General features: G+C 56.8%; 17 protein-coding genes. 10 read left to right on the forward strand and 7 right to left on the reverse strand.

Features of this window, described 5'->3' with window-relative positions:
- Together ACTF5F_RS03180 and ACTF5F_RS03185 are read left to right on the forward strand one after the other, a co-directional pair.
- The coding region (locus ACTF5F_RS03180; protein WP_438955429.1) for an ABC transporter permease at positions 1 to 1821 on the forward strand (1821 nt) is incomplete at its 5' end.
- Positions 1818 to 2366: a gamma-glutamylcyclotransferase family protein gene (locus ACTF5F_RS03185; RefSeq protein WP_438955430.1), complete on the forward strand. Its 549-nt coding sequence runs from the start codon at positions 1818 to 1820 to the stop codon at positions 2364 to 2366. The genes ACTF5F_RS03180 and ACTF5F_RS03185, both read left to right, overlap by 4 nt.
- A 71-nt stretch (positions 2367 to 2437) precedes the next feature.
- Here the strand turns inward: ACTF5F_RS03185 and ACTF5F_RS03190 are convergent, their stop codons facing one another.
- The 4 genes from ACTF5F_RS03190 to ACTF5F_RS03205 form a co-directional block, all read right to left on the reverse strand.
- Complete coding sequence (locus ACTF5F_RS03190; protein ID WP_438955464.1) at positions 2438 to 2614, reverse strand: hypothetical protein; 177 nt, start codon at positions 2612 to 2614, stop codon at positions 2438 to 2440.
- A 43-nt stretch (positions 2615 to 2657) separates the two neighbouring features.
- A complete protein-coding gene (gene gltX / locus ACTF5F_RS03195) occupies positions 2658 to 3974 on the reverse strand; it encodes a glutamate--tRNA ligase (protein WP_438955431.1) in 1317 nt (438 codons plus the stop codon).
- A 71-nt stretch (positions 3975 to 4045) separates the two neighbouring features.
- Positions 4046 to 4474, reverse strand: coding sequence for a DUF1801 domain-containing protein (locus ACTF5F_RS03200; RefSeq protein WP_438955432.1), 429 nt, complete (start codon positions 4472 to 4474; stop codon positions 4046 to 4048).
- A gap of 74 nt (positions 4475 to 4548) precedes the next feature.
- Positions 4549 to 6213, reverse strand: a complete 1665-nt coding sequence (locus ACTF5F_RS03205; protein WP_438955461.1) for an NAD+ synthase — start codon at positions 6211 to 6213, stop codon at positions 4549 to 4551.
- Between the two features lie 176 nt (positions 6214 to 6389).
- Here ACTF5F_RS03205 and ACTF5F_RS03210 point away from each other — a divergent pair, with 176 nt between their 5' ends.
- Complete coding sequence (locus tag ACTF5F_RS03210) at positions 6390 to 7811, forward strand: MORN repeat-containing protein (protein ID WP_438955462.1); 1422 nt, start codon at positions 6390 to 6392, stop codon at positions 7809 to 7811.
- On the opposite strand, the gene ACTF5F_RS03215 is transcribed toward ACTF5F_RS03210, so the two are convergent.
- Together ACTF5F_RS03215 and ACTF5F_RS03220 are read right to left on the reverse strand one after the other, a co-directional pair.
- A complete protein-coding gene (locus tag ACTF5F_RS03215) occupies positions 7812 to 9338 on the reverse strand; it encodes a cryptochrome/photolyase family protein (protein WP_438955433.1) in 1527 nt (508 codons plus the stop codon).
- Entirely contained in the window at positions 9332 to 9991 is a 660-nt protein-coding gene (locus tag ACTF5F_RS03220; protein WP_438955463.1) for an SDR family NAD(P)-dependent oxidoreductase, read from the reverse strand. Before ACTF5F_RS03220 ends, ACTF5F_RS03215 begins: the two co-directional genes overlap by 7 nt.
- Positions 9992 to 10259: 268 nt before the next feature.
- Here ACTF5F_RS03220 and ACTF5F_RS03225 point away from each other — a divergent pair, with 268 nt between their 5' ends.
- The 7 genes from ACTF5F_RS03225 to ACTF5F_RS03255 all read left to right on the forward strand — a co-directional run bounded on the left by ACTF5F_RS03225 (position 10260) and on the right by ACTF5F_RS03255 (position 18546).
- Positions 10260 to 11819, forward strand: coding sequence for a 2-isopropylmalate synthase (locus ACTF5F_RS03225; protein WP_438955434.1), 1560 nt, complete (start codon positions 10260 to 10262; stop codon positions 11817 to 11819).
- Positions 11820 to 12029: 210 nt separating this feature from the next.
- Positions 12030 to 13067 carry a rod shape-determining protein gene (locus ACTF5F_RS03230; RefSeq protein WP_438955435.1) on the forward strand — a complete coding sequence of 346 codons (1038 nt, stop codon included), beginning with the start codon at positions 12030 to 12032 and terminating at the stop codon, positions 13065 to 13067.
- Positions 13068 to 13100: 33 nt separating this feature from the next.
- Positions 13101 to 14012 carry a rod shape-determining protein MreC gene (gene mreC, locus ACTF5F_RS03235; RefSeq protein ID WP_438955436.1) on the forward strand — a complete coding sequence of 304 codons (912 nt, stop codon included), beginning with the start codon at positions 13101 to 13103 and terminating at the stop codon, positions 14010 to 14012.
- Positions 14005 to 14544 carry a rod shape-determining protein MreD gene (locus ACTF5F_RS03240; protein WP_438955437.1) on the forward strand — a complete coding sequence of 180 codons (540 nt, stop codon included), beginning with the start codon at positions 14005 to 14007 and terminating at the stop codon, positions 14542 to 14544. The genes mreC and ACTF5F_RS03240 overlap by 8 nt, the downstream gene beginning before the upstream one ends.
- Complete coding sequence (gene mrdA, locus ACTF5F_RS03245) at positions 14541 to 16475, forward strand: penicillin-binding protein 2 (RefSeq protein ID WP_438955438.1); 1935 nt, start codon at positions 14541 to 14543, stop codon at positions 16473 to 16475. Before ACTF5F_RS03240 ends, mrdA begins: the two co-directional genes overlap by 4 nt.
- On the forward strand, positions 16475 to 17614 hold the full coding sequence (gene rodA / locus ACTF5F_RS03250; RefSeq protein ID WP_438955439.1) for a rod shape-determining protein RodA: 1140 nt from the start codon (positions 16475 to 16477) through the stop codon (positions 17612 to 17614). The genes mrdA and rodA overlap by 1 nt, the downstream gene beginning before the upstream one ends.
- Positions 17614 to 18546: a 2-hydroxyacid dehydrogenase gene (locus ACTF5F_RS03255; RefSeq protein WP_438955440.1), complete on the forward strand. Its 933-nt coding sequence runs from the start codon at positions 17614 to 17616 to the stop codon at positions 18544 to 18546. Before rodA ends, ACTF5F_RS03255 begins: the two co-directional genes overlap by 1 nt.
- Before the next feature lies 1 nt (position 18547).
- On the opposite strand, the gene ACTF5F_RS03260 is transcribed toward ACTF5F_RS03255, so the two are convergent.
- Entirely contained in the window at positions 18548 to 19345 is a 798-nt protein-coding gene (locus ACTF5F_RS03260) for an SseB family protein (RefSeq protein ID WP_438955441.1), read from the reverse strand.
- Between the last annotated feature and the right edge of the window lie 2 nt (positions 19346 to 19347).

Raw genomic sequence — 19347 nt, forward strand, 5'->3', positions numbered from 1 at the left:
GTGAGCCCCGGCATGCGCTGGCGGGATGCGCGTGAAGGGGCGGGTGGCACGGCGACTTTTATCGACCGGCTGGGTGCCTTTCTTGTGCTTGTTGGACTGTCTGGATTGGCCGTTGGCGGTGTAGGTGTCAGTGCTGCGGTTCGGTCCTACCTCGCTGGCAAAACGGGTGTGATCGCAACGCTTAAAACGCTCGGCGCCACCCGTCGCACGATCTTTCTGATCTATTTTCTGCAAATCGGTGTGCTGACGCTCTGCGGCGTGGCGTTGGGGCTTATCCTTGGTGCGGCCATCCCCGTTTTGCTCGCGCCCCTCATTGAAGCGCAACTGCCGCTTCCGGCCGCGTTCCAAATCTACCCTGCACCTCTTTTGGAAGCGGCCATATACGGCCTGCTTGTGGCGTTGATCTTTACCCTTTGGCCCCTTGCGCGCACCGATGACATCAAGGCAGCGACGCTGTTTCGGGATGCCTTTGCGAGGGGGGCACGGCTTCCACGTTGGCCGTACCTTATCGCCACAATCTTCCTCGTCGCTGACCTTCTCGGCGCAGCGGTGTGGTTTTCCGAAACCGCGTTTCTGACGCTTTGGACCGCTGGGGGCATCTTCGGGGCATTGGTAATTTTGGTGCTGGCGGCGGTCTTGATCCGGTTCATCGCCCACCGCTCAAGAAAGGCCGCACGCGGGCGTCCCGCCTTGCGTCTGGCATTGGGCGCGATTGGGTCACGCGGAGGGGAGGCGACGTCTGTCGTGCTGTCCGTCGGCCTCGGCCTGTCCGTCCTAGCAGCCGTCGGTCAAATCGATGGCAACCTGCGGGCGGCCTTTTCCGATGAGTTGCCGGATGTTGCGCCAAGCTACTTCTTCGTGGACATCCAGCCCGACCAAATCGATGGCTTCAAAGAGCGGTTAAAGGACGATCCCCAAGTCAGCCGCGTCGATGCCGCGCCCATGCTGCGCGGCATCATCACACGCATTAACGGCGCACCAGCGGATGAGGCGACAAACGACCATTGGGTGGTTCAGAGCGATCGCGGCGTGACCTATGACGCCGCGATGCCAGAGAACACCACTCTGACCGCCGGTGAGTGGTGGCCGGAGGATTATTCCGGCCCGCCACTGATCAGCTTTTCCGCCGAAGAAGCAATTGAGATGGGGCTTGAGCTTGGCGATGAGATGACTATCAACATCCTCGGGCGCGATATCACAGGAACGATTGCAAGCTTCAGAGAGGTCACATGGGGCGACGCCGGGATTGGCTTCGTTCTGTCGCTGAATGAAGCAGCACTTGCCGGTGCGCCGCATAGTTGGATCAGCACCGTTTACGCCGAAGAAGAGGCGGAAGCCCAGATCCTGCGCGATCTGGCGACCGCATATCCCAACATCACCGCCATTCGCATCCGCGATGCGGTGGCGCAGGTCAGCAGCCTTGTCGAAGGCATCGCCGCGGCAACGCGCTATGGGGCGCTGGCAACGTTGCTGACAGGCTTCCTCGTGCTCATTGGTGCCACGGCAGCAGGTGAGCGGGCGCGGACCTTTGAAGCAGCCGTTCTCAAGACGCTGGGTGCGCAACGCGGCCGGATTATTGGGAGCTTTGCGCTCCGCTCGATCATCCTTGGACTTGCGGCAGGGGCCGTTGCGTTGATCGCGGGCGTGACCGGGGCATGGGCGATACAAACCTTCGTGATGGAAAACGAATACGCCGTGATCTGGGGCAATGCATTGGCGATCATCGCAGGTGGGATCATCGTCTCTCTCCTCGCAGGATTGGCCTTTGCCATTCGCCCACTCGCCGCACGGCCAGCGCAAGTTCTCAGAACCCGCGAATGAGCGATCCTAAGTTCTTTGGCTACGGCAGCCTCGTCAATCTGCGGACCCATACTTATGCCAACCCTGTTCCTACAACGCTTAACGGTTGGAGGCGAGTTTGGAAGCCGGCAGGTGACCGTGAGACTTCCTTTCTGTCGGTTGAGCGGGACGAAGGCGGACAAATCGACGGGATGATTGCCGCCGTTCCAAAGGGCGATTGGGGGGCGTTGGACGCACGCGAAGCGGCCTATGACCGCGTCGATGTTTCAGATCAGTTCCGGGGAACAGCCTCAGTTGCCATCTACCAAGGGCGCCCCGAAAAAAACTCAACCACGCATCTCAATAAACCGATCTTGCTCAGCTATCTCGATGTCGTCGTCCAAGGCTTCCATGACCACTTCGGCGTCGCAGGTGTCGAACGGTTTTTTGCGTCAACCAGTGGGTGGGACAGGCCCATTCTCAACGATCGCGTTTCTCCGGTGTATTCTAGGCATCAAACGTTAACGGGGGCAGAACGCACCCTCGTCGACAAACATCTCACCCAACTATCGGCGGTGATGGAATAAGCGGTGCAGCCGCCCTCCCCGCACGAACGCCTCTTGATCGGGTTTGTGCCCATCATCCATGAAACGTACGGCTAGGATATAGGCAATCCTCGCAAAGAGGATGCCGCCTGCCCAATCAGCATGCCCGGCGCACCAGCGACGAACGCCCCCAACACGGAGACGAAGATCATATCGACAAAGTCAACCAAAAACACCGCCATCAACCCAAGCGATGCCGTCAGCGACATGACAGAGATATGTTTGAACAAGCTGCCTTCTTAGAATTTCGCCTGTTCTGATCTATCTCTATCCTTATGGTTTCACTTGTAAAAGCGGCATAACATCGGCCATCTCCGGCCCTTGTGCCCGCCCCGTCACAGCCTTGCGCAGCGGCATGAAAAGCCCTTTGCCTTTGCGGCCTGTCGCCTCTTTCACAGCACTGGTCCAGTCTGACCATGTGTTCTGATCGTAGGGGGGATCACCAAGCATGGCAAAGGCCTCCGCCACAAAATCCTTGTCTTCGTCCTCCACTAACGGGGTCGCTCCATCACGGAACACCGCCCACCACTCTGGCAGATCCGCCAAAGTGTTGATGTTGTCTTTGACGACGGCCCAGAACGCTGGTTGTAGCTCGCTCGGCACCTCAGCCGTTGCAAGTTCCGCCGCCACATCCTCATGTGACAAGTTCGCCAAATGGCGTGCCGTCAGCGGGCCAAGGTCATCAGCGTCGAACTTCGTTGGGGCGGAGCCAAATTTCGACAGATCAAATCCCTCAACCACTTCTTGCACGTTCGCGCGAAGCTCCACCGGATCAGACGATCCCAACCGCGCCATCAAGGACAGAACCGCCTCAGCCGCAACGCCCGACTTGCGCAGATCGCGCAGCGCCAAGGTGCCCAAACGCTTCGACAGCGCCTCCCCCTGTGGCCCTGTCAGCAAGGAATGATGCGCAAACCGTGGAACAGTTCCGCCAATCGCCTCGATCATCTGGATTTGCGTCGCCGTGTTTGTCACGTGGTCGGAGCCACGCACGACATCCGTGATCCCCATCTCCGTGTCATCCACAACGGAGGCCTGTGTGTAGAGCACTTGCCCATCGCCACGGATCAACACCGGATCAGAGACGGATGCCGCGTCAATGCTGATGTCACCAAGGATGCCATCGGTCCATTCAATACGGGACTGATCGAGCTTGAAACGCCAATGCCCATTGCGACCCTCAGCGCGGTAAGCGTCTTTTTCTTCCTCAGACAAGGCTAAAGCTGCTCGGTCATAGACCGGCGGTTTGCCCATATTGAGTTGCTTTTTGCGCTTCAGATCAAGCTCCGTCGGTGTCTCAAAACACTCATAAAGGCGGCCAGCCTCGATCAACTGATGCTTTGCCGCTGCATAGCGATCAAGCCGCTCTGACTGCCGCTCAACGCGGTCCCACGTCAGTCCAAGCCAGGTCAGATCCTCCTTGATGCCGTCGACAAACTCTTCTTTCGACCGCTCTGGGTCTGTGTCGTCGATACGCAGGATGAACTCGCCACCAGCCTTTCGCGCAATCGCATAATTGAACAGCGCAGCGCGCAGGTTGCCGATGTGTAACCAGCCAGTTGGGGATGGGGCAAAACGAGTCGTAGTCATGGCAGTCTCCTATGGACCGCCATTGACCATGCATCGATTGATTTGTCCAGAAAGGAGGCCAACAGACCGTTCTAGCTCGGTGTGATGTCTAAGTGCATGCCCAAATCATCGAGCCCAGCGCGAATAATCTCTGCCACAACGTCAAGATCAACGTCATCCAACTTGTTGATATAAAGACAGGCCTTGCCCAACTTGTGCTTTCCAAGGCGATAAAGGATCTCTCCAAAGTCTTGATAGCCCGGCATGATATGAAGCACCTGGTTCGCCTTGCGCGGACTGAAGCCAGTGGCCAAAGCGTTGCCTTCGCGCCCGCTTTCATAGCGATAATGATATGACCCAAAGCCGATCCTCGTGGGCCCCCACATCTGCGGCTCCCTACCTGTGACGTCTTTGAAGAGCTGATTTACACGATACCCATCTTCGCGACGTCGGTCCGCCTGCACCTGCGCAAGAAACGCATCGACGTCGCTGTCGGTCGGTTGGGTTTTGTTCTGTCTCATCCTATCATAATATCACAAAACCAAAAACCGGCCAAACGGGACGGCGGGTGGGGCGATGCGCGTCAGAGCGAGCGTCAGCTGTCGTCGCACCACCGATTGACGATCGGATATCTGCGATCCAGCCAGAACGCACGATCCGACAACCGTGTTCCCGGTGCCGATTGGAAGCGCTTGTATTCGCTGCTGTAAAGCAGGTGCTCGACCCGCCTCACCGTCTCACGGTCAAACCCAGCCTCGACACATTCGGCCACTGATTTCTCCTGATCGACAAGCATCTCTAAGATCCCATCGAGCACATCATATGGCGGCAATGAATCCTCATCTTTTTGATCATGTCGCAATTCTGCCGTCGGTGGCTTATCAATAATCGACACTGGAATGACTTCCCCCGCGGGGGCCAACATCCAAGGACGATGGTTGTCATTCCGCCACCGGCAGATGTCAAAAACCCGCGTTTTGTAAAGGTCTTTGATCGGGTTATATCCGCCTGACATATCGCCATAAATCGTCGCATATCCCACCGCGACTTCGGATTTGTTGCCAGTTGTCAGCAACATTTCGCCGAACTTGTTGGATTGCGCCATCAGCAACAGCCCACGCAGGCGCGATTGGATGTTTTCCTCGGTCAGTCCTTCTTCCAAGCCTTCAAACAGCGGCGCAAGCGCTGCCGTGACCGCTGCGCGCGGTCCTGCGATGGAAACCGTGTCTAACCGGCAACCCAGCTCATCGACCACCGACTGCGCGTCGTCGAGGGAGGCTTGCGATGTGTACTCAGATGGCAGCATCACGCAGCGCACGTTCCCCGGCCCCAAGGCGTCTGCCGCGATTGTCGCCACGATCGCGCTGTCGATCCCGCCAGACAGCCCCAGCAAGACCTTTTGAAAGCCTGTTTTACGCATGTAATCGCGCAGCGACTCGACCATGGCGCGGTAGTCTTGTTCCAGGTCGGACGGCAACAAACCACGAACCGCTTCTTTTGCCGTCCAGCCATCATCGCCACGGTGGAAATCCACATGGACCACTGCTTCGTCAAAAACCGGCAGTTGCACAGCAAGTTTGCCTGATCGGTTCAAGACAAACGAGCCACCATCGAAAATCTGATCGTCCTGACCGCCCACCATGTTGAGATAGACCAACGGCACATCATTCTCGACCACGCGGCCGACCATGTTCATCAAACGGATCGGGAATTTGTTGCGGAAATAAGGGGAGCCATTGGGCACCAACAATAACTCAGCCCCAGCCTCAACCATCGCCTCGCACACGTCTGGGTACCAAGCATCCTCGCAAATCGGCGAACCAATACGTGGACCATTGTTCCCAACAGCATAGGGCCCTGAGATGTCGCCGCGATTGAACAGCCGCACTTCGTCGAACACGTTGAAATTCGGCAAGAAATGCTTGTCCATCCGACTGACAATTTCGCCGTTTTTCAGGACAAAGTATGAATTGTGCAACTTCTCACCGTTCTGAAACGGCGCACCAATGGTCAGCATGGGGCCATTTAAGATTGCTTTAGCAAGTTCTTGCAAATGCACCAACGCATCAGCCACAAAGGCTGGCTTCTGAACCAGATCCTGCGCTTGGTATCCCGTCAAGAACATCTCTGGCAAGGCGACGAGATCGGACCCGGCAGCCTTCCCTTCTTCCCACGCTTTCAACGCTTTCGCGCAATTGCCCGCAAAATCCCCAACGGTGGGGTTCAATTGGGCCATTGTCAGCCGAAATGTGTCCATGATCTGCTCTTCCTCACAGGCTTGTGTCTGATTTAGCAGACTGACGGCCAAGGGAAAGTCGATTGCGACTGTGCTAGCCGTTGTCAGAGCGAGATTGCTGGATTAACCTTCGTTCTTGAGAATAGTTCGGGAGTCTCATAGTGCGTTCGAAAGCGACGAGTCGTTTGGCCATTGCATTGATGCTTTCTGCTGGTGTTGCAGGCGCTCAAACCATTGAAATCAAACAATATGACGATGGCGGCGTCTATGAAGGAACATTCTTGAACGGCAAGCAGCACGGCCAAGGTACGTACCGCCTCCCCAACGGATATGAATATACTGGCGAATGGTACGCGGGCGAGATTAGCGGCGAAGGTGTTGCACGCTTTCCCAACGGCTCCATCTACGAAGGCGCCTTTGCATCCGGCAAACCGAATGGCACAGGCAAGATCACCTTTGCCGACGGTGGCACATTCGAAGGCGACTGGGACCGCGGAAATATCACTGGCCGCGGTATTGCCAGTTACGCCAACGGCGTCACATATGACGGCGAATTCCGCAATGCGATGCATCACGGCACTGGGACGCTCAAAAGCCCGACGGGATATGTTTACGAGGGCCCGTGGATCAACGGCGTGAAAGAAGGTGAAGGCCGGATCACCTACCCCGATGGCTCCATCTATGAAGGCATGCTTGAGAATGGCGAGCGGGATGGCGTCGGCACCATAAAAATGGCTGATGGGCTGATCTACACCGGTGATTGGGTAAACGGCCAAATCCAAGGACGCGGAAAGCTGACACAGCCCAATGGCGACTTATACGAAGGGACTCTGGTATCCGGTCGTCGTCAAGGCAATGGCACAGTGACCTACGCGAATGGTGACATCTACACCGGCGGCTTTGCAGACGACAAACGGCACGGTCAGGGCACGTTCCAAGGCTCAGACGGGTATCTTTACGCAGGGGCTTGGGTCAATGGCCAGATCGAAGGCCAAGGTGAAGTGACCTACCCCGACGGCTCAGTCTATGTGGGATCATTCAAGGCTGATCTCGCAGATGGTGACGGCAAAATCACTTACCCAGACGGCTCCAGCTATGAAGGAAGCTGGCAGAATGGTGTGATCAATGGCGCTGGGAAAGCCATTTATTCCAATGAGTTGGTCTATGAGGGTGAATTTCTGAACGCCAAAAACCACGGCAAAGGGACCATGACCTACGCCGATGGATACACCTACTCCGGCGATTGGGCAGAAGGTCAGCGCGACGGCAAAGGCATGGCGACCTACGCTGATGGCACGGTCTACGAAGGCGGGTTTGCCAAGGGCCAGCGTCACGGCACTGGCACGATCACCCTGCCCGATGGGTTCACCTACACTGGCGACTGGTTGGAAGGCGAGATCAGCGGCGTCGGTGTTGCGACCTACGCAAATGGTGATGTCTACGAGGGCCGCTTCGTCCGCGGGCGGCGCCAAGGGCCTGGTACGATGCGGTATGCAACGGGTGAGCAAGCAACAGGTGATTGGGCAGATGGCGCCCTACTACCCGGCGGAACGACAACGCCGAAACCGGGAACCGAGCCAGAAGCAGGCCCCGAAGCGACCGAAACCGAAAACACGCAATAATCAGACGGTTTCGCCCGCATCCATCCGCGCAAGCCACGTTTCCGCATCGCTCAAAACCGTCTTGCGGCGCTCTTCATTCATCATGTCCCAGACGCGGTACATTTGCGCCATCCGCGGATTGCCGCGGAACTTGTCTTCGTGCCGGAGCAGAAACTGCCAATAGAGCACATTAAACGGACAGGCATCCGGTCCGGTTTTGACCTTCACCTTGTAAGAGCAAGATTTGCAGTAGTTCGACATCTTGTCGATATAATTGCCGCTACTAACATAAGGCTTTGACGCAACAACGCCGCCGTCGGCAAACTGGCTCATACCAATCACATTTGGCGCTTCGACCCATTCGAACGCATCGGCGTAGACAGCCAGATACCATTCGTGAACTTGGTAAGGATCAATCCCAGCCAATAGCGCGAAATTGCCCGTTACCATCAGCCGTTGGATGTGGTGGGCGTAGGCCTCCCGCTCCGTCTGGCCGACCGCATCCTCTATGCAAGCCATCCACGTCTTCTTGCCCCAGAACATGCCGGGCAAATCACGCGAATGGCCCAGCCCGTTTCGGTTCACGTAGTCGCGGCCTTCGAGTAAATAAATCCCGCGTACGTACTCACGCCAGCCGATGATTTGACGGATAAACCCTTCGGCTGCGTTGATTGGCGCGCCACCGTTTTTCCACGCCTCTTCAACGGCTTGGCAGACTTCTAGCGGATCAAGAAGGCCGATGTTGATGTAGAGCCCGATATGCGCGTGATAGAGGTGCGGCTGCCCAAGAACCATCGCATCTTGGAAATCTCCGAACTGGGGCAGACCATATTTGATCCAATGGGTCAGGTGCTCATTGGCTTGCTCAGCATCAGTCGCAAACCAGAACGGGCGCAGATCGCCGAAATTGTCGCCAAACCTGTCTTCGACAAGATTCAAGACATCCTCAACAGTCCCATCGACTTCAAACCGCAAGGGCCCTTCAAATGTGATCTCTTTCGGCGGGGCTTTGCGGTTGTCGTGGTCAAAGTTCCATTGTCCACCGGCTGGCTGGTCGCCATCCATCATCAGATCAGTTTTGCGGCGCATATCGCGGTAGAAATACTCCATCCGCAGCTGTTTGCGCCCCTCAGCCCAAGACTGAAATTCTTGATCCGTCGCGATAAATCGATCGTCCGGCAGGGTTGTGACGGTCAGCGGTAGGTTTGCCAGATCGTCAGTCACGCGCCATTCGCCGGCTTGGGTGCAGATCACCTCTGACGTCCCAACTTCCTCTGCAGTTCTAAGCAACGCCTCAGAAATGGTCTTGGGTGCCTTTTCGTCGTCGAGGAGATAGTACCGAACGGTCCACCCCTCACCGCGCAAACGGTCCGCAAACTTGCGCATCGCGGCAAAGATGAGGGCGATCTTCTTGGGGTGGTGTGGGACATACTCCGCCTCGCCCAGCGCTTCGGCCATGACCACAACATCCGACGATGGATCTGCCTCACACAGTGCGGAAAGGTTCGGGGAGAGTTGGTCTCCCAGCACCAAAACAAGCTTCACCATGGGATTTCCGCTCCTGAGTAGTCGAAGAAACCACCGCTTTGGTCCGGCGAAAGACCAAGCAGCACATCGAAAAGGTTTTTGGCGGCTTCCGGCGCGGGCGCGGTTTTGTAATGCCCCGCGTAGCGTACGGTGAACGGTGTTTCAACGGTTCCGGGATGGAGTGAGACGCAGACCGATCCTTTGTGCGTGCGCGCAAACTCGATCGACGCGCCGCGAACAATCTGATTGAGTGCGGATTTCGACGCACGGTAACTGTGCCAGCCGCCGATCCTGTTGTCGCCGATTGATCCGACGCGGGCGGATAAGACGCCAACGCGCGGGGTATTTGCCAACTTTGGGCCAAGCTTTGAAAGAATGAGCGCGGGACCGATGGCATTGACCGCGAAAACATCGGCCATTTGGTCGGCGGTGATGGCGCTCAATGACTTTTCTGGCGCTCCGTCAGCGGTATTTAGCACGCCCGTCGCGATGAAAACGACATCAAATGGCCCTTTGAGATCATCAACCGCCGTTTGGACACTGTTCACATTGGTCACATCCAAACCGTCCCCAGATCGGGACAGCGTGACACACTCCGCACCGCGGGACCGCACCTCGGCCGCCAAAGCTGCGCCAATCCCGCCGGATGCGCCGATGATCAAAGCTCTTTCCATGCGTCGTGAGATAGCGGGCAACGACGCCTTGGCCAGACCAATCACGGGCAACATTTTCGCGGCACTCTAGAAAGATCGCCCAAAAAACCGCTTTTAACCTGAAATTTGCCCGCTATAGTCTCGCGCATGACAGCACAGGTGCATATCCGCACGGCATCGCCGCTTGCCCTAGCAGAGCTTCTCCTTAGCAGCCTCTGAGCGTGCCTTTTGGCGCGACCGCTCAGAGGGGACCAGCGCCAAAGATCACAAACGCTAAGGACACCAGAAGATGACCGACCAAGTACTGATTTTTGACACGACGCTGCGCGACGGCGAACAGTCGCCCGGCGCGACGATGACGCATGAGGAAAAACTGGAAATCGCCCAGATGCTCGATGAAATGGGCGTCGATATTATCGAAGCCGGTTTTCCAATCGCGTCCGAAGGCGACTTTGCCGCTGTCACAGAGATTGCAAAGAACGCAGAGAACGCGACGATTTGCGGGTTGGCGCGCGCCAACTACAAAGACATCGACCGCTGTTGGGAGGCTGTGAAACACGCAAAATCCCCACGTATTCATACGTTTATCGGAACCTCGCCGCTGCACCGTGCGATCCCAAACCTCGATATGGATCAGATGGCGGAGCGGATCCATGACACCGTGACCCATGCCCGCAACCTGTGCGAAAACGTACAGTGGTCACCAATGGATGCGACACGGACGGAGGAGGATTACCTCTGCCGCGTTGTTGAGATTGCGATCAAAGCTGGGGCCACGACCATCAACATCCCTGATACGGTGGGCTACACCGCCCCGATTGAATCTGCCGACCTTATCCGAATGCTCATCAATAAAGTGCCAGGCGCGGATGAGGTGATTTTCGCCACCCATTGTCACAATGACCTTGGGATGGCCACGGCCAACTCTTTAGCGGCAGTTGAAGGCGGCGCGCGTCAAATCGAATGCACCATCAACGGGTTGGGCGAACGCGCCGGCAACACCGCGCTGGAAGAGGTCGTGATGGCCTTGAAAGTGCGCCACGACATAATGCCGTACCATACGGGCATTAATACGACGAAGATCATGAACATCTCCCGCCGCGTGGCGATGGTTTCGGGCTTCCCTGTACAATTCAACAAAGCCATCGTCGGCAAGAACGCTTTCGCGCATGAGAGCGGCATCCACCAAGACGGCATGCTGAAGAACGCTGAGACGTTCGAGATCATGCGCCCGCAAGACGTGGGCCTGTCCGGCACCTCCCTGCCCTTGGGCAAACACTCCGGCCGCGCCGCGCTGCGCTCAAAGCTGAAAGCCTTGGGATACGATCTGGCCGACAATCAGTTGAAGGACGTCTTTGTCCGGTTCAAGGATTTGGCGGACCGCAAAAAGGAAGTCTACGATGACGACCTGATTGCTTTGATGCGGACCAACGAAGATGCCGAAGATCGCCTGAAGCTGAAATCGCTCAAGGTCATGTGCGGCACCGAAGGGCCCCAGACCGCAGACATGGTGATGCTGATTGACGGTAAAGAAGCGAGCATAACAATGGAGGGCGATGGCCCCGTCGATGCCACCTTCAAGGCAATCAAAACGCTGATCGATCACACAGCACGCTTGCAGCTTTATCAAGTGCACGCTGTGACCGAAGGCACTGACGCGCAAGCCACGGTTTCCGTCCGCATGGAAGAAGAAGGCCGGATCGCCACGGGTCAATCAGCGGACACGGATACCGTCGTGGCGAGCGCCAAAGCCTACATCAACGCGCTCAACCGCCTGCTGGTGCGGCGCGAAAAATCGGAGCCTGGCTACGACACGAAAGGCGTCAGTTATAAGGATACAGGCGTCTAGCGGGCAGAAATGTTCGAATAATGCATGAAAGCGCGGTGTACCCGCGCTTTTGTCCCCAAATTCTGTAGGGTTTTTATAAGCGGTAAAATAGCGCCTGACGTTGAGGAAAGACCCCTTTCGCCACTGCCTTTCACCGCATATAAACGAATCCGAACCGTAACTTACGTTGGCGGACAACTTTTCAGCTTAAGGAACGGGAACCCCCAACTTATGGCAATTTTTGGCAGTCTCTTTTCGTCTGACATGGCGATTGATTTGGGCACGGCGAACACGCTCGTCTATGTAAAAGGCCGCGGGGTGATCCTATCGGAACCGTCCGTTGTCGCCTACCATGTAAAGGACGGCCAAAAGAAGGTCTTGGCGGTCGGTGAAGACGCCAAGATGATGCTTGGTCGGACGCCCGGCAGTATCGAAGCCATCCGGCCGATGCGGGATGGCGTGATTGCCGACTTCGACACAGCGGAAGAGATGATCAAGCACTTCATCCGCAAAGTTGCGAAACGCTCTACTTTCTCAAAGCCCAAGATTATCGTTTGCGTCCCGCACGGCGCGACCCCTGTAGAGAAACGCGCCATTCGTCAGTCGGTTCTGTCCGCCGGCGCCCGCCGCGCGGGATTGATTGCGGAGCCTATCGCAGCTGCAATTGGTGCCGGAATGCCCATCACGGACCCAACCGGCAGTATGGTCGTGGACATTGGCGGCGGTACGACCGAGGTCGCGGTTCTGTCCTTGGGTGACATTGTTTACGCCCGCTCCGTCCGCGTTGGTGGCGACCGCATGGATGAGGCGATCATCAACTACCTGCGCCGACAGCATAACCTGCTGATCGGGGAATCGACAGCTGAGCGGATCAAGACATCTATCGGCACCGCGCGGATGCCTGATGATGGGCGCGGAAGCTCCATGCACATCCGTGGACGCGATTTGCTGAACGGTGTGCCGAAAGAAACCGAGATTTCTCAAGCACAAGTGGCCGAAGCCTTGGCAGAACCGGTGCAGCAGATTTGCGAAGCGGTAATGACCGCTTTGGAGGCCACCCCACCCGACCTTGCCGCTGACATCGTTGACCGTGGCGTCATGCTCACTGGGGGCGGTGCGCTTCTGGGGCAGCTTGATCTTGCTTTGCGCGAACAAACGGGCCTTGCGATCTCCGTCGCGGACGAGTCACTCAATTGTGTGGCATTAGGCACTGGCAAGGCGCTTGAGTATGAAAAACAGCTGCGTCATGTGATAGACTACGAAAGCTGATAGCCGATTTAACAGGACCGAGGACATCTGACCTTGGCACGTGACAACAAAAACGAAGATTTCATCGGCCCGATCCGCAGACTGCTGGTCGCGCTCTTTGTGTTGCTGTTTTTGGCTGTTTTCGTGGTATGGCGGATCGATAGCCCGCGCGTTGAACGGTTCCGCGCCGCTGTAATTGATGAGGTTGTGCCGTCCTTCGATTGGGCGATGGCCCCTGTCACCGGAATGATCACCCTTGTCTCCGACTTCCAAAGTTACCAGCAGTTGGCAGAGCAGAATGACAACCTGCGCCGTGAATTGCAGCAGATGAAGGCATGGAAAGAAGCCGCGTTGCAGTTGGAACAGGAAAACGCGCGCCTGCTGGACTTGAACAAAGTCCGTCTTGATCCGCAGCTGACCTACATCACCGGCGTTGTCGTCACCGATAGCGGCTCCCCTTTCCGGCAGTCGGTTCTTTTGAACGTGGGCGCACGCGATGGGATCATTGATGGCTGGCCCACGATGGACGGGATTGGTCTTGTCGGCCGGATCAGCGGCGTGAGCGATGACACCAGTCGCGTGATATTGCTCACCGATACCTCAAGCCGTATCCCGGTGACGATCCAACCAAGTGGGCAAAAGGCCATTTTGGGTGGCGACAACACGCTAAACCCACCCCTCGAATTCATCGAAGACCCTGGATTGGTGAGACCGGGTGACAGGGTTGTCTCTTCCGGCGATGGTGGTGTGTTTCCAAGCGATTTGATGATTGGCCGCGTGGCGCTTGGCACAGATCGCCGCTTACGAGTGCGTCTCGCAGCAGATTATGGGCGGCTGGAATTCTTGCGTGTTTTGAGGGCGCAGCCTCATGACGCCATCGAAGATCCCGGTGGATTATTGGCGACAGACCCTGTTTTGCCACCTGAGGAAACCGCAGCCTCGGACGTGAGCGGCGCCGATGGTTGAGATGCCCGCAACTCAGGTTTGGATTGGGCGCGGCATTTACGTTGGCTTGTGCTTTCTGATTATTTTCTTCCAACTTCTGCCGCTCGACAGCAGACCACAGGTCTTTCCCTGGCCCGATCTTTTGCTCGTGGTGACACTGGTCTGGGTCGCGCGGCGGCCTGACTATGCCCCGATGCTGGCCATTGCGTTGATCTTTTTTCTCACCGACATGTTGTTCCAACGGCCGCCGGGTCTTTCGGCCGCACTCGTGTTGATTTTGACTGAAGTGATCCGCAAACGGTCTGCTCAATTCCGCAAATCATCCGTCATCCTTGAATGGATGGCTGTGGCAGGTGGCATGATCGCTTTAACGTTGGCATACATGCTTATTCTCATCGTCTCCATGACGCCTGCACCACCGCTTGGCCTATCACTTTTGCAACTCATTATGTCCGTGTTGGCCTACCCCCTGGTGGTCATCGTTGCACATTTCGCATTCCGCGTGAGCCGACCCGCCCAAGGCGCGGTCGATAGCTTGGGGCATCGGCTATGAAGCGGTCAGGTCGTGAACAAATCGATAGTCTAAACACGATCGGCCGCCGCGGGCTGATCTTGGGGGGTGCACAGATCGCCTTTGCCGCAGCACTTGGATGGCGGATGAAGTCGATGCAGATCGAACAAGCCGATCAGTTTCGCCTACTGGCTGAAGAGAACCGCATTAACATCCGCCTGTTGCCGCCAGCGCGTGGTTTGATTTTCGACGCCAAGGGGCGACCGCTTGCGGAGAATGAGCAAAACTATCGCGTCGTCATGGTTCGCGAGGATGCGGGCGATGTGGAAGAAACCCTCAGCCGGCTTACAGAACTTGTCCCGCTGCCACAGGAGACGATCGACCGCGCCATTGAAGAGATGAACCGCCGTTCCCCGTTCGTACCTGTTACGATTGCCGACCGACTGTCGTGGGATGATGTGGCCCAAATCAACGTGAACGCACCCGCCCTGCCCGGCATTACGGCAGAGGTCGGCCTCAGCCGCGTTTATCCATACGGCGCGGACATGAGCCATGTGGTGGGATACGTCGGCCCAGTGAGCGACTATGACCTGACCCAAGGGTATTTGTCCGAGGACAACGACCCTCTGCTCCAGATCCCAAAGTTCCAAGTTGGCAAGACTGGTGTCGAAGCGAAACGTGAGGCGATGTTACGCGGCAGCGCGGGCACAAAGCGGATCGAAGTCAACGCCCTTGGCCGTGTGATGCGGGAGTTAGACCGCGAGGAAGGCGAGAGCGGAAAGGACATCCAACTGACCATCGACGCGGACTTACAGTCTTACGTCCAAGCGCGACTGGATGGCGAAAGTGCGTCTGCGGTTGTAATCGATTTGGCGAACGGCGATCTGAAAGCGATTGCCTCCGCCCCATCGTTTGATCCGAAACAATTCGTGCGTGGCATTTCAGTGGAAGACTGGCGCGGCCTAAATGAAAATAAGTATCGCCCCCTCGCAGCGAAGGCGGTTCAAGGCACCTATCCCCCTGGGTCCACCTTCAAAATGGTCACCGCCTTGGCTGCTATGGAAGAAGGGGTAATCGACCCAGAAGAAACGGTCTATTGCCCCGGATTTACAGAGATTTTCGGCACGCGCTTCCATTGCTGGAAACGCACAGGTCATGGCAATATCAACCTGCACGAAAGCCTAAAGCAAAGCTGCGACTGCTATTATTATGACATTTGCCAAAAGGTCGGCATCGACAAGATCGCAGAAATGGCGCGCAAATTGGGGCTCGGCGTGCCACATGACGTGCCGTTGTCCGCCGTGGCCACCGGTTTGGCACCTGACAAAGCATGGAAACAACGGGTGCGGAGCGAGGAATGGCGGGTTGGCGACACGGTGAACGCCTCTATCGGGCAAGGCTATGTGCTGAATTCACCGCTGCAATTGGCTGTGATGACCGCACGTGTGGCAACAGGTCGGTCTGTTTTGCCAAGGCTAATTAAATCCATCGACGGGATTGAGACGCCCGATGGCGCTGGCGAAAGCTTGGGGCTCAACGAAAACACCTTGCGTCGCATTCGCGCGTCCATGACCGACGTCACCAACCACCAGCGTGGGACGGCCTACAGCAGCCGGATCGTCGCAGACGGCCTACAGATGGCGGGGAAAACCGGCACCAGTCAGGTGCGCCGGATCACGGAAGAGGAACGCGCCCGTGGCGTGACAAAGAACGAAGACCTGCCATGGGAACGTCGCGACCACGCCCTGTTTGTGGATTTCGCCCCTGCCAATAACCCACGATATGCCGTTGCTGTGGTGGTCGAGCATGGCGGCAGCGGTGGCGCGAAGGCGGCACCGATTGGTCGCGACATCACGCTTCAGACGCTGTACGGTGGCGATCCGCCGCTTGAAGCTTACCCAAATTCCGCCCGCGCTGCCGCTGCAGCCCAACAAAAACGGGTCCGCGAGCTCAGAGGGTTAGAGCAAACCTGATGAGTTATCTTGAGTATAATACCAAGTACGTGCCCGCAGGCTTTCGGAAACTACTGTTCCTGAATTGGCCCGTGGTCTTTTTGCTGATTGCAGTGGCCTCAGCGGGCTTCCTGATGCTCTATTCGGTCGCTGGTGGGTCCACCACGCCGTGGACGGAGCCACAGATGGAGCGTTTTACGGTTGGTTTGATCTTGATGATCATTATCGCAATGGTGCCAATCTGGTTTTGGCGGAACATGGCGGTGGTCGCCTATCTGCTGTCTTTGGCCTTGCTGGTCGCGGTTGAGTTTGTGGGCGTTGAGCGAAACGGATCGCAGCGCTGGCTGGACCTTGGGTTCATGGATTTGCAGCCGTCGGAAATGGCCAAAATCACGATGGTGATGCTGCTGGCCGCGTACTACGATTGGCTACCGCTCAAGAAAACTTCTCACCCACTTTACGTGATAATTCCCATATTTATCATATTGTTGCCCACCTATTTTGTGATTGCCCAGCCTGACCTTGGCACTTCGCTCCTGTTGGTCGCAGGGGGCGGTGCAATGATGTTTTTTGCGGGCGTTCATTGGCTCTACTTCGCGTCGGTCATCGCCGCAGGAGCAACCGCGATTTTCGCTGTTTTCCAAACGCGAGGGACGGAGTACCAGATCCTCCAGGATTATCAGTATCGCCGGATAGACACGTTCCTTGACCCTGCGAACGATCCATTGGGCGCAGGCTATCACATCACCCAAGCCAAGATTGCATTTGGCTCTGGCGGCTGGACCGGTCGTGGGTTCATGCAAGGCACACAAAGTCGATTAAACTTCCTTCCTGAAAAGCATACCGACTTTATCTTCACGACGCTGGCGGAGGAATTTGGCTTTTTGGGCGCAATGGGCCTTCTGGTGCTTTACCTTCTCATCATCCTCTTCTGCATCGCCTCAGCCTTGACGAACCGCGACCGTTTTGCGTCCTTGCTGACATTGGGCGTGGCGATGACCTTCTTCTTGTTCTTCGCGCTAAACATGGCAATGGTAACGGGCCTCGCGCCCGTCGTCGGTGTGCCCTTGCCGCTGGTAAGTTACGGCGGGTCAGCAATGCTTGTTCTGCTGGCAGCTTTCGGCCTTGTGCAATCCGCCCACGTTCATAGGCCACGCTAATGCTCAACATCTTGTTTTCAGCAAAACCCACCGCTTGGGAGGAGTATCGGGATCATTTGACTGGCGCCTTTGAGGCCGCCAGTCTCAATGCAAACCTGTCCCGCGATCATGATCCTGCGACTGTCGACTATATCATCTTCGTGCCGAACGGCCCTGTGACCGACTTCGCACCCTACACCAAAACGAAAGCGGTCATGAGCCTTTGGGCTGGGGTTGAAACCGTGGTGAGCAATCAGACCCTGACACAGCCCCTGTTGCGCATGGTCGATCCGGGGCTCACAAACGGCATGGTGGAATGGGTCGTTGGCCACACCATGCGCCACCACCTTGGCATGGATGATCATATTCATTGTCAAGACGGTGTGTGGCGCGATACAGTCTATCCGCCCTTCGCGGCGCAACGGCCTGTGACGATTCTTGGCATTGGTGCGTTGGGGGCCGCCTGTGGACAAGCATTAGTACAGCTTGGATTTCCAGTGACGGGTTGGAGCCGGTCGCCAAAAACTGTGGAGGGGATCACCTGTCTCAGCGGTAAGGATGAGTTGAAAGAGGCACTGACGGACGCAAGTATGGTGATCCTTTTGCTACCTAACACCCCACAAACGCGAAATATTCTGAATGCGGAAACGTTGGACCTATTGGCCGATGGTGCATTCGTCATCAACCCTGGACGCGGGCCACTGATCAACGACGACGCCCTTCTCAGCGCGCTGGCCTCTGGCAAGGTGCGCCACGCGACCCTCGATGTATTCCATGTGGAGCCATTACCGGCGGAGCATCCCTATTGGGCGCATCCAAATGTCACCGTGACCCCGCACATTGCAAGCACCACGCGGCCTGACAGTGCGGCCAAAGTCATCGTACAACAGATACTGCGCGGCGAAGCGGGCGAGCCATTCTTGCACGCAGTTGATCGGCAGGCTGGATACTGATCTATCGCAGTTTTGGCGGCTTTTCTGGGTCCATCCCAGGCGCTGCTGGGCTTTCAGGCGTTGAAAGTTCAGGCAAGTCGAACCGCAAGCCGACCTCGTTCAACCGCGCCACAATCGGATCACCGGTTTTGGCGAACAAGACGTCCAAGATGCCCGCTTCGATGCCGGAGAATGTCAGCGCCTCACCCGTCGTGTTGGCAAGCGGCTTTTCCGCACCATCAACGGCATCAAGAAACACCAGTAGATGCCCACTAGCCCCGTCCTCATAAGTGGCAGCGGCCAAGAACGCGGTTGAGGCCAAACCAGCCGCAGCACTTAGCTTTCGCGCCAACCCATTCAAAACGGCGTCCGGCATTGCTTTGGGCGCATCTAGGTTTTGCAACTTCGCTTCCGTCTCCTCCGGCGCGTGGCACAGGGTTCCGACGAGCCAATCCACCGCGTCCGCCGGGATCAACATCGCAGATGGCGCGACTTCAAGGTTCAAAGCAAACCCGATGGCCTGCCCTTCAAGCATCTGCAACAGACCGCGACAGGGAAGTTCAGCATAAGGCACAGGTCGTCCGACAAAGCTCGCCAATCGATCTTCGCGGTCAAAAACCAGCGCGAACTTCTGATCCTCGATGTCGAACAGCTCCGGCTGGACGGTGTTCCCATCAGGATCACCCGCAAGCAAAAGGAAGAGTTCCGTATCGGCAAGCTGCTCAAAAAACTTGAGCCGCGCCACATCATTGGTCGGATCATCCTCCATCGCGGCGTGGGCTTGGTCGAGCGGTGTCAGATCTGAGTGCGTATCCGTCATGG

Source organism: Cognatiyoonia sp., from assembly GCF_965661665.1.
Taxonomy (GTDB): Bacteria; Pseudomonadota; Alphaproteobacteria; order Rhodobacterales; family Rhodobacteraceae; genus Cognatiyoonia.

Bases quoted from the DNA above. Each gene is read 5' to 3' on its own strand.
- ACTF5F_RS03225 (WP_438955434.1), top strand. From the start codon at position 10,260: ATGACCGACCAAGTACTGATTTTTGACACGACGCTGCGCGACGGCGAA.
- ACTF5F_RS03200 (WP_438955432.1), bottom strand. From the start codon at position 4,474: ATGAGACAGAACAAAACCCAACCGACCGACAGCGACGTCGATGCGTTT.
- ACTF5F_RS03210 (WP_438955462.1), top strand. From the start codon at position 6,390: ATGCTTTCTGCTGGTGTTGCAGGCGCTCAAACCATTGAAATCAAACAA.
- ACTF5F_RS03255 (WP_438955440.1), top strand. From the start codon at position 17,614: ATGCTCAACATCTTGTTTTCAGCAAAACCCACCGCTTGGGAGGAGTAT.
- gltX (WP_438955431.1), bottom strand. From the start codon at position 3,974: ATGACTACGACTCGTTTTGCCCCATCCCCAACTGGCTGGTTACACATC.
- ACTF5F_RS03240 (WP_438955437.1), top strand. From the start codon at position 14,005: ATGGTTGAGATGCCCGCAACTCAGGTTTGGATTGGGCGCGGCATTTAC.
- ACTF5F_RS03230 (WP_438955435.1), top strand. From the start codon at position 12,030: ATGGCAATTTTTGGCAGTCTCTTTTCGTCTGACATGGCGATTGATTTG.
- ACTF5F_RS03185 (WP_438955430.1), top strand. From the start codon at position 1,818: ATGAGCGATCCTAAGTTCTTTGGCTACGGCAGCCTCGTCAATCTGCGG.
- mrdA (WP_438955438.1), top strand. From the start codon at position 14,541: ATGAAGCGGTCAGGTCGTGAACAAATCGATAGTCTAAACACGATCGGC.
- rodA (WP_438955439.1), top strand. From the start codon at position 16,475: ATGAGTTATCTTGAGTATAATACCAAGTACGTGCCCGCAGGCTTTCGG.
- ACTF5F_RS03220 (WP_438955463.1), bottom strand. From the start codon at position 9,991: ATGGAAAGAGCTTTGATCATCGGCGCATCCGGCGGGATTGGCGCAGCT.
- ACTF5F_RS03215 (WP_438955433.1), bottom strand. From the start codon at position 9,338: ATGGTGAAGCTTGTTTTGGTGCTGGGAGACCAACTCTCCCCGAACCTT.
- ACTF5F_RS03260 (WP_438955441.1), bottom strand. From the start codon at position 19,345: ATGACGGATACGCACTCAGATCTGACACCGCTCGACCAAGCCCACGCC.